Origin of the sequence: Dokdonella sp., assembly GCF_019634815.1 — a bacterium.
Classification (GTDB): Bacteria; Pseudomonadota; Gammaproteobacteria; order Xanthomonadales; family Rhodanobacteraceae; genus Dokdonella_A.
Genome location: NZ_JAHCAP010000009.1, coordinates 50,441 through 63,169 on the forward strand (window position 1 = coordinate 50,441; position 12,729 = coordinate 63,169).

12 protein-coding genes are annotated in these 12,729 nt (G+C 63.2%); 5 read left to right on the forward strand and 7 right to left on the reverse strand.

Annotation, left to right across the window (positions count from 1 at the left end; genetic code table 11):
* Nucleotides 1-141: 141 nt before the first annotated feature.
* The 5 genes from accD to KF759_RS06570 all read left to right on the forward strand — a co-directional run bounded on the left by accD (nt 142) and on the right by KF759_RS06570 (nt 4,403).
* Nucleotides 142-1,005, forward strand: a complete 864-nt coding sequence (gene accD / locus KF759_RS06550; RefSeq protein WP_291223784.1) for an acetyl-CoA carboxylase, carboxyltransferase subunit beta — start codon at nt 142-144, stop codon at nt 1,003-1,005.
* Nucleotides 1,006-1,159: 154 nt separating this feature from the next.
* Complete coding sequence (locus KF759_RS06555) at nt 1,160-1,729, forward strand: cytochrome oxidase (RefSeq protein WP_291223785.1); 570 nt, start codon at nt 1,160-1,162, stop codon at nt 1,727-1,729.
* Nucleotide 1,730: 1 nt separating this feature from the next.
* Nucleotides 1,731-3,218 (forward strand): cbb3-type cytochrome c oxidase subunit I, encoded by a 1,488-nt coding sequence (locus KF759_RS06560; RefSeq protein WP_291223786.1) that lies wholly within the window; start codon nt 1,731-1,733, stop codon nt 3,216-3,218.
* Entirely contained in the window at nt 3,190-3,807 is a 618-nt protein-coding gene (locus tag KF759_RS06565; protein ID WP_291223787.1) for an SCO family protein, read from the forward strand. The genes KF759_RS06560 and KF759_RS06565 overlap by 29 nt, the downstream gene beginning before the upstream one ends.
* 32 nt (nt 3,808-3,839) lie before the next feature.
* Nucleotides 3,840-4,403 (forward strand): hypothetical protein, encoded by a 564-nt coding sequence (locus KF759_RS06570; RefSeq protein ID WP_291223788.1) that lies wholly within the window; start codon nt 3,840-3,842, stop codon nt 4,401-4,403.
* 111 nt (nt 4,404-4,514) lie between these two features.
* Here the strand turns inward: KF759_RS06570 and KF759_RS06575 are convergent, their stop codons facing one another.
* The 7 genes from KF759_RS06575 to KF759_RS06605 form a co-directional block, all read right to left on the reverse strand.
* The gene (locus KF759_RS06575; RefSeq protein WP_291223789.1) at nt 4,515-4,841 is read right to left on the reverse strand and encodes a c-type cytochrome; all 327 of its coding nucleotides are present in this window, start codon (nt 4,839-4,841) and stop codon (nt 4,515-4,517) included.
* A 31-nt stretch (nt 4,842-4,872) separates the two neighbouring features.
* Nucleotides 4,873-5,214, reverse strand: coding sequence for a hypothetical protein (locus KF759_RS06580; protein WP_291223791.1), 342 nt, complete (start codon nt 5,212-5,214; stop codon nt 4,873-4,875).
* The gene (locus tag KF759_RS06585; protein WP_291223793.1) at nt 5,211-5,507 is read right to left on the reverse strand and encodes a hypothetical protein; all 297 of its coding nucleotides are present in this window, start codon (nt 5,505-5,507) and stop codon (nt 5,211-5,213) included. Before KF759_RS06585 ends, KF759_RS06580 begins: the two co-directional genes overlap by 4 nt.
* A complete protein-coding gene (locus KF759_RS06590; RefSeq protein ID WP_291223795.1) occupies nt 5,504-6,898 on the reverse strand; it encodes a cbb3-type cytochrome c oxidase subunit I in 1,395 nt (464 codons plus the stop codon). Before KF759_RS06590 ends, KF759_RS06585 begins: the two co-directional genes overlap by 4 nt.
* Nucleotides 6,899-6,910: 12 nt before the next feature.
* Nucleotides 6,911-7,540 (reverse strand): cytochrome c, encoded by a 630-nt coding sequence (locus KF759_RS06595; protein WP_291223797.1) that lies wholly within the window; start codon nt 7,538-7,540, stop codon nt 6,911-6,913.
* 293 nt (nt 7,541-7,833) lie between these two features.
* Nucleotides 7,834-10,680 carry an RNA polymerase-associated protein RapA gene (gene rapA / locus KF759_RS06600; protein WP_291223798.1) on the reverse strand — a complete coding sequence of 949 codons (2,847 nt, stop codon included), beginning with the start codon at nt 10,678-10,680 and terminating at the stop codon, nt 7,834-7,836.
* A gap of 97 nt (nt 10,681-10,777) precedes the next feature.
* Nucleotides 10,778-12,610, reverse strand: a complete 1,833-nt coding sequence (locus KF759_RS06605; protein WP_291223800.1) for a hypothetical protein — start codon at nt 12,608-12,610, stop codon at nt 10,778-10,780.
* Between the last annotated feature and the right edge of the window lie 119 nt (nt 12,611-12,729).

Genomic DNA, 12,729 nt, shown 5'->3' on the forward strand with positions numbered 1-12,729 from the left:
CCCTGTCTTTCGGCCAGAACCGTTCGCTGGCGAGTCGGTCCCGCAGGTGATCGATTCGCGTATTCCGGCTCCGGCGTTGTCCGGCAGGTCCGGATGGATGTGCAAGGCGCGTGCTCAAATTGCCACAGGTGCGAATCAGACATGAATTGGTTGCAGAAGCTCGTCGGTCCACGTTCACGCAGTACCGCCTCGAACAAGGGCAAGGTTCCCGAGGGACTGTGGGAAAAGTGCGATGGCTGCGGCGCCGTACTGTACAAACCCGAACTCGAAGCAGCATTGATGGTCTGTCCGAAATGCGGCCATCACCATGCGATTCATGCGCGCGCGAGGCTGCAGGCGTTGTTCGATCCGGACAGTGGCAAGGAGCTCTTCGCCGGGCTCGAAGCCACTGATCCGCTCAAGTTCCGCGATTCGAAAAAGTACAAGGATCGTCTTGTCGCGGCACAGAAGCAGACCGGCGAGAAAGATGCCTTGGTATCGATGCGCGGCACGCTGAAAAGCCTGTCGAGCGTGGCCTGCGCATTCGAATTCTCGTTCATGGGCGGCTCGATGGGTTCGGTGGTTGGTGAAAAGTTCACGCGCTGTGCGGAACTTGCGCTGGCCGAGCGCATGCCGCTGGTCTGTTTTTCGGCTACGGGCGGTGCACGCATGCAGGAAGGGCTGTTTTCCCTGATGCAGATGGCCAAGACCTCGGCGGCCCTCGCGCGCATGCGTGATGCAGGCGTGCCGTTCATCTCGGTCCTCACCCATCCAACCACGGGTGGCGTGTCGGCGAGTCTGGGCATGCTCGGTGATCTCAATGTGGCCGAGCCCAGGGCCTTGATCGGATTTGCCGGACCGCGCGTGATCGAGCAGACCGTGCGCGAGACCTTGCCGGAAGGCTTCCAGCGGTCCGAATTCCTGCTTGACCACGGTGCGGTCGATGTCATCGTCGATCGCCGTGAAATGCGCGACACACTCGCGGCCATGCTGGCGATCCTGATGCAGAAATCCAGGGCAGCATAGGCCGGGCAGGGGGCCGTTCTTCAGCACCGTGATGTCGGGCGGAACAATTCCCATCACGCAGGAGTTCGCGCGGCTGCGTGGCAGCGCAGATTGACACTGCGCGCGCGACGAGAGTAGAAGAACGCATCCAGCTCGACTTGATCAGGGAGGCGCCATGCCTTTCCAGGACATCATTTGGGCAATCGCGATGACGGGGATGGGGCTTGTTGCCCTGGTTTTTGTTTACGTCATCGTCAACGCCGGCAAGGCTGTGGATCCTGCGGCGGGGTCCCGCACACAGGCGCGAATCGCGAGTTTGCGCAAGGGCCTGTTCGGGCTGTTGCTGCTGATCTTCGTGGGCGCCAGTTGGGCGACCCTGCATCGCTTTCCGATCCCGCGTCAGGACACCAGCCTGCAAGCCTCGCAGGTGGTCGATGTGCTGGGCCGGCAGTGGTCGTGGCAGATGAGCATGCAAGGTCAGCAGTCAGGAAGTACGCTGCAGCTTGCCTCCGGCTCGCCGGTCGAGTTTCGCGTCACCAGTGCCGACGTGAACCACGGATTCGCGATTTACGATCCTGACGGCCGCATCGTGATCCAGACCCAGGCGATGCCCGATTACACCAACAAGATCCTCTACACCTTCACCAAGCCGGGCACCTACAAGGTGATGTGCCTTGAATATTGCGGTCTGGGGCATGCGCCGATGGTGACCTCGTTCGAGGTTGCCAAGGCAGCGGGAGGTTGAGATGGCTGCGCTGACGATGTATCCGGAGTCCGAGCGACTTTCTGCTGGCGAACGCGTCGCCTTCAACCTCTACATGATCAGCGCCGTCGTGCTGTTCGTGTTGATGATGCTGCTCGGCGTGATCATGCGCATGGCGCAAGGTACGTGGCTCGAAGTGGCGCCTGATCTTTTCTATCGCTTGCTGTCAATGCATGGCGCGGGCATGGTCGGCACGATGGGCATGGTCACCACGGCGGTCATGTGGTTTTTCCTGCGCAAGTACGTGACCTTGCACCTGTGGGCCTTTGTGGCCAACTACGTGTTGTTCCTGCTCGGTGCGTTGTGCATCATCGCTGCGATCTTCGTCGGTCGTTATGGCGGCTTGTGGACCTTTCTCTATCCCTTGCCGACTCATTCGATGGGCATGTGGCCCGATGCCTCGGCTGCGTGGTTCATGATCGGCTATTTGCTGATTGGCGTCGGCATGTTGTTGTTCTATCTCGACGCAACGGCCGGCCTGGTTCGCAAATACGGCAACCTCGGCCGCAGCCTTGGCCTGCAATGGCTGTTCGGCGGCCGCATCGACCCCGAGCACCCGAAGGCAGTGGTCGCCAGCACGATGGTGATCATCGCCAATTCGCTGGGCATCATTGCCGGAGCGGTCATCCTGGTGATGTACCTGGTCGGCATCGTCTATCCGGAATTCAAGCTCGACCCGCTGGTGGCGAAGAACCTCACCTACTGGTTCGGTCACATGTACATCAATGCCACGATCTACATGGGCGTGATCGCGGTTTACGAACTGCTTGCGCGCTACTCCGGAAGGCCTTACGCGATTTCGCGTCCGTTCCTGTGGTCGTGGGCGGCGAGCACGCTGTTCGTGATCATCGTGTTCCCGCACCACCTGTTGATGGACTATGCGCAGCCGCGCTGGGTGTCGATCACCGGGCAGATCATCTCCTACAGTGCGGGCTTCCCGGTGTTTCTCGTCACCGTATGGGGCGCGTTGGCCAATATCCATCGGTCGGGCATGCGCTGGAGCATGCCCTCGCGCCTGATGATCTTGTCGTTGTTCGGCTGGGCGGCGGGCATTGTGCCGGCAATCCTCGACGGCACCATCAGCATCAACCGGGTGATGCACAACACCCAATGGGTGCCGGGGCATTTCCATTTCTATCTGCTGCTGGGCGTGCTGCCGATGGCGCTCGCGCTGATGTATCACGTGATCGGCAGCAGGCGGAATCAGGTATCGAACTCGGCTGCAGACCGGCTCGGCCTGCCGATCTATCTGCTCGGCGGACTGATCTTCACGCTGGCGTTCCTTGCAGCAGGCCACCTCAGTGTCGCCCGGCGCATGTCTTCGCACCTGCCCGAATGGATTTTCACCGATCAGGTGGGCGCGGTTGGCGCGATTCTGGTGCTGCTGGCGATGATCTATTTCGCGACGCGGATCACGATCGGCCTGCTGCGGGGGCCGGACAGTGGACACGCTGCGCACGCTGCTGCTTAGCCTGCTGATCGTGATTGCAGGTGGCGCGACCCTGGCTGCCGCGACCGACGGATTTCGTGCTTTCACCACCGAATCGGCAAGGCGGCTCGCTGTGCGCGAACATGCCGTGCCGGTACCCGACTTTCCCCTGCAGTCTGCCAGTGGCGGGCATTTCACGCTGCAGGATCTGCGCGGCCACTGGCTGCTCGTGGATTTCGTTTACACGCGCTGCCAGGCCTGGTGTTCGGTGCTCGGTGGCGAATTCGCGCAACTGCAGGATCTTCTGGCTGCGCCGATCGCGCAGGATCGATTGCGGCTGCTGAGCATCAGCTTTGACCCCGTGAATGACGACCCCGCGCAACTGGCTGCCTATCAGCATCGATTCGGGGATCGTGGTCACGGATGGATCGCTGCACGACCTTTGGATGGCGCGAGCTTGAACCTGGCGACCCGCGTATTCGGCATTCGCGTGATTGCCGACGGCACGGGGGGCTATATCCACAATGCGTCGATTGCACTGGTCGACCCGCAGGGACGTCTCGTGCGGATATTCGACTCGGGTCGCCCCGATGTGGTGGCGGCCGCGCTGCAGGAAATGCTTGCGCAATGAGGCTGCGCCTGCCCACGATTGCTGCTTGCGTGATGGCTGTTCTGGTGCTGGTCAGTCCGCCGGCACGCGCCTGGCTCGAAAGCTCGATGACCGCGCAGATGCTGGTGCAGCTTCCATTGCTTGCGGCCGTCGGCGCGTGGATGGCGTCGGCGCTGCCGGCGTCGGCAGGTGAATGGTTTGCGCGCCGCGATCGCTGGGGCATCAACGGCCTGCTGCTCGCATCGATGACTTCGCTGGTGTGGATGCTGCCGCGCGCACTCGATGCCGCCGTCGATGATGCCTGGATTGCGGGGGCGAAATTCGCCACGATCCCCTTGCTGATCGGCATGCCGCTGGCCTTGTCGTGGCGGCGCGCGAGCTTGGTCCTGCGCGGCGTGTTTCTTGCCGAGACGATCGCCACCTGTTTCCGGCTTGGCTGGCTGTATCAGGTTTCGCCGCAGCGGCTGTGCAGCAACTATCTGCTCAATGACCAGCAGCGGCTCGGCTATTGGTTGCTCGTCATCGGTGCCGCACTGTTTGTGCTGCTGATGGGCAAACTGCTCGCAGGACGTTTCGATCCCGGGCCGGATGCGCAGATGCAAGGCGGCGAGCGCTGATTGCGGGTAGCGGGCGCTGCTCGTGGTGCCACGATCACCAGGCGGGGCGAGTCTCGTGGATCGCCCGCGGCGTCTGGTGCGCCGCGGGCGATTGCGGGTCTGGCAAGTGGTTTACTTGAGCGCGAGCACCCAGTCGACCATCGTCTTGAGGTCCGCATCGCTGATCGTGGGGTGGGGCGGCATCGGCACCGGTCCCCAGACGCCCGAGCCGCCGGCCTTGACCTTGGCGATCATCTTGGTTTCGGCTTCCTTGTCGCCCTTGTACTTGGCGGCGACGTCCTTGTAGGAAGGTCCAACCAGCTTGGTGTCCGTCGAATGGCAGGCGGTGCAGCCGTTGGACTTGATCAGGGTTTCAGCGCTGTCGGCTGCCGATGCGGCGAGCGGCAGGGCGATGGCACCAAGCAAGAGCGCCGCCGACAGCGTGACCGGAAGTTTCATTTGCGACTCCTGTTGCGATGGATGAAAAGAATCAGGCGCTTGCCGTCCGTGGGCGCGGTCGATACAACGCGCTCCACAATGCCAGCACTCCCACCAGGATGCCAGTCCAGAACACGAACCAGAACACGAACAGGTCCGCGAACGGAGAGGTCAGGTTCCAGATGCCAAACGCGACCAGCATCGCGCCGAGCAGGATGGTGACCGTGGTAAACCATTTGAGCAGATCGCCGGCACGCGACCAAATCGCAAGCGCGATGATGAGGACGCCGGCCACCACGATGGTCCAGGGATTCTGCTTGAGCATCGGCAGATCGAGGATCGAGAGGTAGACGAGTGCGAACGAGAGCAGTGTATTGAGGATGCCGGGAATCATGATTCGTGCTCCAGGGCGTGTGTGCGTTCGAGTTGCCGCCAGGTGAGCGGCGGAATGACGGCATAGACGAGGAAGCTGGCCAGCAGGAACGCCTTCCACCCCCATGCCAGTGGCGTCAGCGCCACCAGCAGGAGAGTGGTCAGTCCCTGCACTGCGTAAAACGCATGCGCCGCGTGCATCAGCCTGCGGCTTTCACGCAGCCTTCCCAAGGCATAGACCATGCCGTAGCAGCCAGCGCAAAGCACATAGATGCCCAGCAGTGCCGCAGTGGGAAGGAGCCAGGACGGGTTCATGACGTGGCCAGCGCAGGACTCGGCTTTTCGCGGCGCCGGCCCAAGGTGGCCAGATCCCAAGCCAGGATGAAGTAGCTGGCGACGATGATTACGCCAAAGCCGGTGCGCGCGATCATGCCCTGCATGAACCAGCTGTTGGACTGCGAGGCCATGAAACCATCGAGGGTGGATCCGCCAAGTGCGCGGCCGATGAAAGCCTCGGACATGCCCGAAACCAGCAGGGCACCGACCATGCCGACCATGCCGATGTTGAGGCCGGCAAAGGCCCATTTCCAGGCATTGCCCCGGACTTCGCGGATGCCACGTGATTCCTGCGCCACCATGTAGGCGACCGCGATGATCCCGGTGATGTAGGCGCCGTAAAACGCGAAGTGGCCATGCGAGACGGTCCACTGGGTACCGTGCGAATACAGATTGATCTGCGGCAGGGTCATCATGAAGCCCCAGATTCCGGCGCCGATGAAATTGCCGAAGGCCTCGGCGATCAACCACAGGAACGCCGGCTTGTTGTGCGTCTTCATCTGGTGCTTGCCAGCGTCGTAGATCGCGTGCACGACCATGCCGAGCAGGGGCAGCGGCTCGAGTGCCGAGAATATGCCGCCGATGCTCAACCAGTACTGTGGCGTGCCGATCCAGAAATAGTGGTGGCCAAGGCCCAGGATGCCGGTGCCGAGCACGAGCGCAACCTCCAGATACAGCCAGATCTCGACCACCTTGCGCGAGGTGCCCAGCAGCTTCATCAGGGCGAGCGCGAGGATGCAGCCGATGATCAGTTCCCAGGTTGCCTCGACCCACATGTGGACCAGCCACCACCACCAGTACAGATCGACCGACATGTTGGTCGGTGCCGGGAACGCAATCAGGTAGACGGCGATCAGCGGAACCATCGTCGTCATCAGCACGCCCATGATGCCGGTCACCTTGCGCGCCTTGGCGACACTGGCAAAGATGTTGTAGGCGAGCGTGAAGAACACCGCGACGATGCCGATCGCGGCCCAGCGTGGCGCTTCCACGTACTTGCGACCCTGGTTTACCAGCCACATGCCGGATTCGTCGCTCGATCCGTATTGGACAAAGATAAACACCAGGACGACCACGGCCACGGCTGCGACGAACACCCAGAACAGCAATCTGGCCAAGCCGATGCCGACGGTTTCTATGCCCAGTTCATCGGGTAGAAACCAGTAGATCGCACCCATGAAACCCCACAGGCAGGCGATGATCAGGGCGTTGATGTGGACCTGCTTGACGATATTGAAATCGAGTTTGCCAAGCAGGAAGCCGTACTTGAGGTAGAAGATCGATGCGAGCAGTCCGAACAGCAGCAGCGCCCCCATCATCACGATCGAGGCAGTCAGATACTGCACCCCGAGTTTCTTGGATTGGTTCATTCCGCCTCTCCCCTATCGAGCCACTTCACGGCGGCCGAAGCCGGCCGGGAAGCCGTTGGTCTGGACCGAAGAAATCCACTTCAGATACGCCGTGACGGCGCGTGCCTCCTCCTCGCTCAGGTTGAGGTTGGGCATCTGGCGTGCCCAGGTCGGATAGCGGTCGGGGTGCATGAGGAATTGCACCATCGCCTCCTCCTTGGTCTTGGCCTGGGTCATCGGCATCCACATCTTTTCCCATGTCGGATCGAGCCACGCCTTGGTGAGATCGGGTGCGTAATAGGCACCGTTGCCGAAGAAGGCGTGGCAGTTGATGCAGGAACGGCTCTGGATCACCAGCTTGCCCTTGTCCATGATCGCCTTGGCTTCGGCTTCGCTGTAGCGATGCCCGAACAGCAGTTCTTCCTCGCCGATTACCGGCTTGTCCATGTTTGACGCGGCGTCAAACTCGTAGGTGATCTTCTGGTTGATCACCGTATAGGCGGGCACATTGCCGCCGCCACCTTCGGTGAGCACCCTGAGGCTGTCGACAGTCAACAGCAGCAGCACCAGCAACATGAAAACCGTGGTGGCAATGGCGCCATCCCGCCAAAAGCGGGGGTCGCCGGCACCAGGTTCGAAAACGGCGGCAGAAGATTCAGTCATTGGGCTCTCCCCGGAGGCAGGCATGCAGCGGGTGATGGATCATGCGCCTTGTCATCGTACGCAGGCCAACCACGGCTCATGACAGGCGAAGAGCTTTTTACGCCTGCGACCAAAACGCAACCTTGACGTGGGTCAAGGTTGGCGCACGTCTGACCAAGGCGGAGTCGTGTTGCGGTGCCGCGCGAGATCGCTCATCCGCAAGGCGCTGCCGGTGCGATGGAGTCGCACCGACTCGGTGAGCCAGACGTGACGTTGCGTCGACAGCCGATTCCGCAAAGCGGGAGGGACGCGGATCAACGCGTGGCGATATCGGCGCTGCTGCTGAAGCGGATCGCGTCCAGGCGCGGTGCCGCGCCCGCGAGCGCATCACGCAAGGCCTGGAGTTCGTGATCGAGTGATTCGATTTCTTCCGCACGCACCGCGGGATTGATTCGGGCGAGGGCGACGAGGCGCGCGCGCTGTGCGCCAAGTTCACGTTCGAGTTCGGCCAAGGCGTTGCCGACTTCGCTGGCAGCCATGCGTCGCGCTTCGGTTTCGCAGGCGGCCAGCATCGGCGGCACCAGCTTGGCCAGCAGGGGGCGAAAACGTGCAGTGTCCAGTGGTTGCTCGCGGGCGCGCGCCAAACTGGCGGCGTCGGCGCAATGCTCCGCGCGCACGCTCAGGCGTGTGTCAACGGCGACGCGGATCGGCAGCGGCGGCAGGAATCGACCCACGTCCAGTCCGCGTTCGGCCACGCAATCGAGCACGAACACGCACTCGAGCACGGCGCTGCGCGGCGGTAAAGCCTGGTCGACAAGAATCGCGGCATTGCCGAGTTCGCTTTCGAGCAGCAAGTCGAGGGCGCCATGCACGAGCGGGTGATCGAGCCGCAACAGGGGCATGTCCTCGCGCGACAGTGCAAGGCTGCGCTCGAAGGTCACTGCCTGCGGCCCCTGGGTGAATCCGGGCAGTCCGTCGGTGCTGAGGTATTCCGGATCGAGCACGACACTGCGCTCCGAGGTTTCCTCGTGGCTGATGCCAAACTGCTCGAACAGCTCAAGCACGAAGGCATCGGCGCCGACGTCCGCATCCTGCTCGCGCAGGGCCTGCGCGAGTGCGATGTCCGGCACCTGACGCTGGCTGGCCAGCTCAAGCAGGCGGTCACGGCCGCGCTGCACGAGTTCGGAGAGCTCGGCGTGTGCGGCGGCGGTGTCGGTGATCAAGGAATCGAGTTCGGCGTCGTTCGCTTCGCCGCCGCGCGCGTGTGCCTGGGCAACAGTCAGCAGGCGCGCGCCGAACTGGCGCAGGATTTCGCGGCCGTCGGCCGGACTCGTGCGCAGGGCATCGAGCCCTTCTTCGTACCAGCGCAGCAAGGCATGTTGCGCGGAGCCGGCAAATGCAGCGGCGTGAATCCGGATATCGTGGCGCTGGCCGATGCGGTCTAGCCGCCCGATGCGTTGTTCGAGCAAGTCGGGATCGTGCGGCAGATCCCACAGGATCAGACGATGGGCGAACTGGAAATTGCGCCCCTCCGAGCCGATTTCGGAACACAGCAGCAAGCGCGCGCCATCCGGATCGGCGAAGAACGCGGCGTTGCGGTCGCGCTGCACGAGTCCCATGCTTTCGTGGAAGCGTGCGACACGCGCGCCGCTGCGTGTGCGCAACGCATCCTCGAGTGCGGTCACCTTGGCCTGAGTGCGGCAGATCAGCAGGAACTTGTCGCCGACATGGCGATCGAGCAGGGCAAGCAGCCACGGCAGGCGCGGGTCATTGGTGTAGTCGATCTCGGTTTGGGGCGGCTGCGGCTGTCCATCGGCATGAAACTCGGCGAGCAGGGACTCGCGCTGCGCCGCCTCGAGGTCGCTGGCATCGAGTACATCGATGTGTGCGATACGGCGCGGAAATCCACCGATCTGGGCGCGTCGATTGCGGAACATCACGCGGCCGGTGCCATGGCGATCGATCAAGGCGTCAATCAACAGGGGCGCATGGCGGGCGCGGTCGTCCTCGTAATGCTCGAGCAGGTCGCAAAGTTCGTCGTCGCCGGCGAAACGCGCGGCGAGAAAATCACGCTGTCCGATCTGCAGCGGCTGCGCCTCGAGCAGGCGCTCGCTGATCTGCGACAAGTGCGCGTAGTCGTCGCTTTGGCTGATGAAGGCATCCAGATCCGTGTAGCGCGCGGGGTCGAGCAGGCGCAGGCGGGCGAAGTGGCCGCTGCGACCCAACTGCTGCGGGGTGGCGGTGAGCAGGACCAAGCCCGGAGTCGTGCGCGCGAGATGCTCGACCAGGGTGTACGAGGGCCCGGCGATTTCGGCTGTCCATTCCAGATGATGCGCCTCGTCGACGACCACCAGATCCCAGCCCGCAGCCAGCACCTGGGCGGCGCGGCGGGGGTTGCCCGCGAGCCAGCCGATTTCCGCGATGATTGTCTGTTCGTCTTCGAACGGATTGCGCGTGTCGTCACCGATTTCGATCGCTTCGCAGCGCTCCTCGTCAAACAGCGCAAACGACAGATTGAAGCGGCGCAAGAGTTCGATGAACCATTGCGCGGCAAGGCTTGCGGGCGTGAGCACCAGCACGCGCGTGGCGCGGCCACTGGCAAGCTGACGCGCGAGGATCATGCCGGCCTCGATGGTCTTGCCCAGACCCACCTCGTCGGCGAGCAGGGCGCGCGGCGGTCGGCGTTGGGCGACGATCTCGGCGACCCGCAGCTGGTGTTCGATCAGATCGATGCGCGCGCTGGCCAGTCCCCACGCCGGCGAGCGCATTGCCGCGGCGCGGCGCGCAAGTGCCTGTGCGCGGAAGTCGAAGCGATGGGGTGCATCGACGCGTGCCGAAAGCAAGCGCTCATCAGCGCGCGACAAGGGCTGCGTGTCGTCGAGTTCGGCCTCGGGCAGGGCGCGGTCGCGGCCGTGATAAGTGAAAAGGCCTTCGTTCTCGCTGATGCGCTCGATGGCGAAAACCTGCTTCTGCCCGCTGACCTTCTGGCCGATGCGGAACTGCGCGCGCGACAGCGGCGCCGCATGCATCGCGTAATGGCGCAGCATCCCGGCGGTGGCAAACAACACCTGTACCGTGCGGCCTTCGATTCGCACCACGGTGCCTAATCCCAATTCTGGTTCGGCGTTGGAGATCCAGCGTTGTCCGGGAATGAAGGCCATGCAACCAGATCGTGACGAAACGGGACGCGATTATCCGCCGTTGCCGCGGATTCGCAAAGGAAAACCGCGGCTTGCTTGGGCGTGCCTGAGGTGTGGTTCAGGGAGCAGACGCGCCACTTGCGCGCAGCATGAAGGCGCCCGGCAAAGGCACGTTCGGTGCGATATTGCGTGAACAAAATGGCGCGCTGGCGAGATCGTCGATCACGCTGGCAATGTCGGGCGCATAACAGAACCAGGAGTCGTTGCCGGAGCTCGTGGTATCGGCGCGTGCCGGTTTGTCCTGGCCCCCCATGAGCTTGGCGCTGGCGCCGACGAAGAACGCGCCGCTGACATGGGTCGGCGGGATCGCCAGCGTGAAAAACGCATCGCCCGATACGTCGGGGACCGCACGCAGCTGAACGATGGCGTGCGCGTTGCGCGGATCCCCATCGCCATCGCTGTCCTCGAGCAGCCAGAACGTGACCGGGCCATGCGCCAGCGAAGGGAAGGTCGGGCCGAACGCGGCCTGGATCTGCGTGATCACTTCGCCGCCGGCCTGCACCAGGAAGTAGTTGCCCCACAGCATGTCCGGATCGAAGGCGCTCGGCGGGCCTTGATTGGTGTCGCCGTCGCCGTCGTCGCGCACGTATTCGAGCAGGCTCGCGTCATCGAAGCCGTTGCGGAAAATGAAATCGACGACCGCATCCGGGCGGACCGCGTAGTCGACGAAAACGCCGCTGCCCCACTCGGTCTGGTTGTCGCCCTGGGGATGCACGCCGGCAACGAAGGCAATGTCGCCGAAGTTGTTGACCGCGGGTGCGCCACTGAACACCGGGCTGGCGTCATGCTGGCCGAGCTGGGCGCTGCCCAGGTCGGTGCCGACCACGTCGCCCTTGCCGATCACGCGCACCAGGCTGTTGCCGTCACCGGCAAAAATGGCTTGGCCGTTGGCATCTTCACCGCGAAAGACGACCAGGCCATCGTCATTGATGGCCGGCGCGAAAGCGTCGATCACGCGGACCAGGCCGCTGCTGTCGACACGGGCAATCTCTTGCGCAACATAGCCGCCCGGGCCGGGAGTGAAGCGATACACCGCACGCGCGTTGCCGGCGGAAAGCGTTGCCACCACGGCAATTGCATGGCGCTCGTTGAGAGCGAGTCCGTTGTCGAACTTCGTGAATGGCGAAGCGCTGTCGGTGGCCTGATCGGCAACCACGAGGTCGCTCGCACCCGGGCCACGAAACAGGCGGATCTCATTGTGGCTGTAGTCGGTCGTGCTGACCTTGACCGCGATGCGCTGGGCGTCGTTGGATGCCGGTGAGTAAATGTAGGCATAGGGACTGCCGGCATCGACATTGCTGTCGGAGGCATAAAGCGCGCCGGGATTGACTCCGGCCAGCGCGATGCCGTAACCGGAGCCAAAGTTGCCCTTGAAGCCGATGCTGCGGTCGGAGCCGATGTTCGGATTGGCAAATGAAGTTGGCGTCAGCGGTGACACGCTGACGGGCGCCGAGGCGCCGGTGAGCGGGTTGTAGCGCCGCAACACATAAGGCGCACCATCGTCACTGGTGTAGTAGCCGAGCCAGCCGTGCAAATTGATCCCGGGTCGATCGGAGATGATCATCGTCGCCTCCGGATCGGCGCTGGCGGGGGCATGCACGGCGACGAACTGCCCCGCGCCATGACCGCCGAACCAGATGCCGGCACCAACCTGTCCCTGGCCGCCGGCGATCGGCACCACGCCAGCGGTGAAACTGACCATGCCAGCATCGTTCAGATTGGCCGAAATGCTGTTGAAGGACGTGCCCGGCGGGACGTTGAAGCCGTTGTCGTTGACGATCAAGTTGCTGCGCGCCTGCAGCTCGACTTGCCCATAGACCGGAACGGTGGCGTGGGCAATGGCAAAGCCGCAAAAAAACGCGGTCAGGGCAAAGGGGATTCGAAGTGTCATCGCAGCTCTCCAGGACGGGCGTGCGAGCGCCGGGCCCGTGCGAGGGTAACGTCATGTGCGCTGCGAATACAGCGACGGCGTCACGAGGACGCCGTCGCAGGATGGGGTAAGCGCCGGCC

What these genes read in the sequence shown, in the direction of transcription:
- KF759_RS06570 (WP_291223788.1), top strand. Translation starts at nt 3,840, where the DNA reads ATGGCTGTTCTGGTGCTGGTCAGTCCGCCGGCACGCGCCTGGCTCGAA.
- KF759_RS06590 (WP_291223795.1), bottom strand. Translation starts at nt 6,898, where the DNA reads ATGAACCAATCCAAGAAACTCGGGGTGCAGTATCTGACTGCCTCGATC.
- KF759_RS06575 (WP_291223789.1), bottom strand. Translation starts at nt 4,841, where the DNA reads ATGAAACTTCCGGTCACGCTGTCGGCGGCGCTCTTGCTTGGTGCCATC.
- accD (WP_291223784.1), top strand. Translation starts at nt 142, where the DNA reads ATGAATTGGTTGCAGAAGCTCGTCGGTCCACGTTCACGCAGTACCGCC.
- KF759_RS06580 (WP_291223791.1), bottom strand. Translation starts at nt 5,214, where the DNA reads ATGATTCCCGGCATCCTCAATACACTGCTCTCGTTCGCACTCGTCTAC.
- rapA (WP_291223798.1), bottom strand. Translation starts at nt 10,680, where the DNA reads ATGGCCTTCATTCCCGGACAACGCTGGATCTCCAACGCCGAACCAGAA.
- KF759_RS06585 (WP_291223793.1), bottom strand. Translation starts at nt 5,507, where the DNA reads ATGAACCCGTCCTGGCTCCTTCCCACTGCGGCACTGCTGGGCATCTAT.
- KF759_RS06595 (WP_291223797.1), bottom strand. Translation starts at nt 7,540, where the DNA reads ATGACTGAATCTTCTGCCGCCGTTTTCGAACCTGGTGCCGGCGACCCC.
- KF759_RS06560 (WP_291223786.1), top strand. Translation starts at nt 1,731, where the DNA reads ATGGCTGCGCTGACGATGTATCCGGAGTCCGAGCGACTTTCTGCTGGC.
- KF759_RS06605 (WP_291223800.1), bottom strand. Translation starts at nt 12,610, where the DNA reads ATGACACTTCGAATCCCCTTTGCCCTGACCGCGTTTTTTTGCGGCTTT.
- KF759_RS06555 (WP_291223785.1), top strand. Translation starts at nt 1,160, where the DNA reads ATGCCTTTCCAGGACATCATTTGGGCAATCGCGATGACGGGGATGGGG.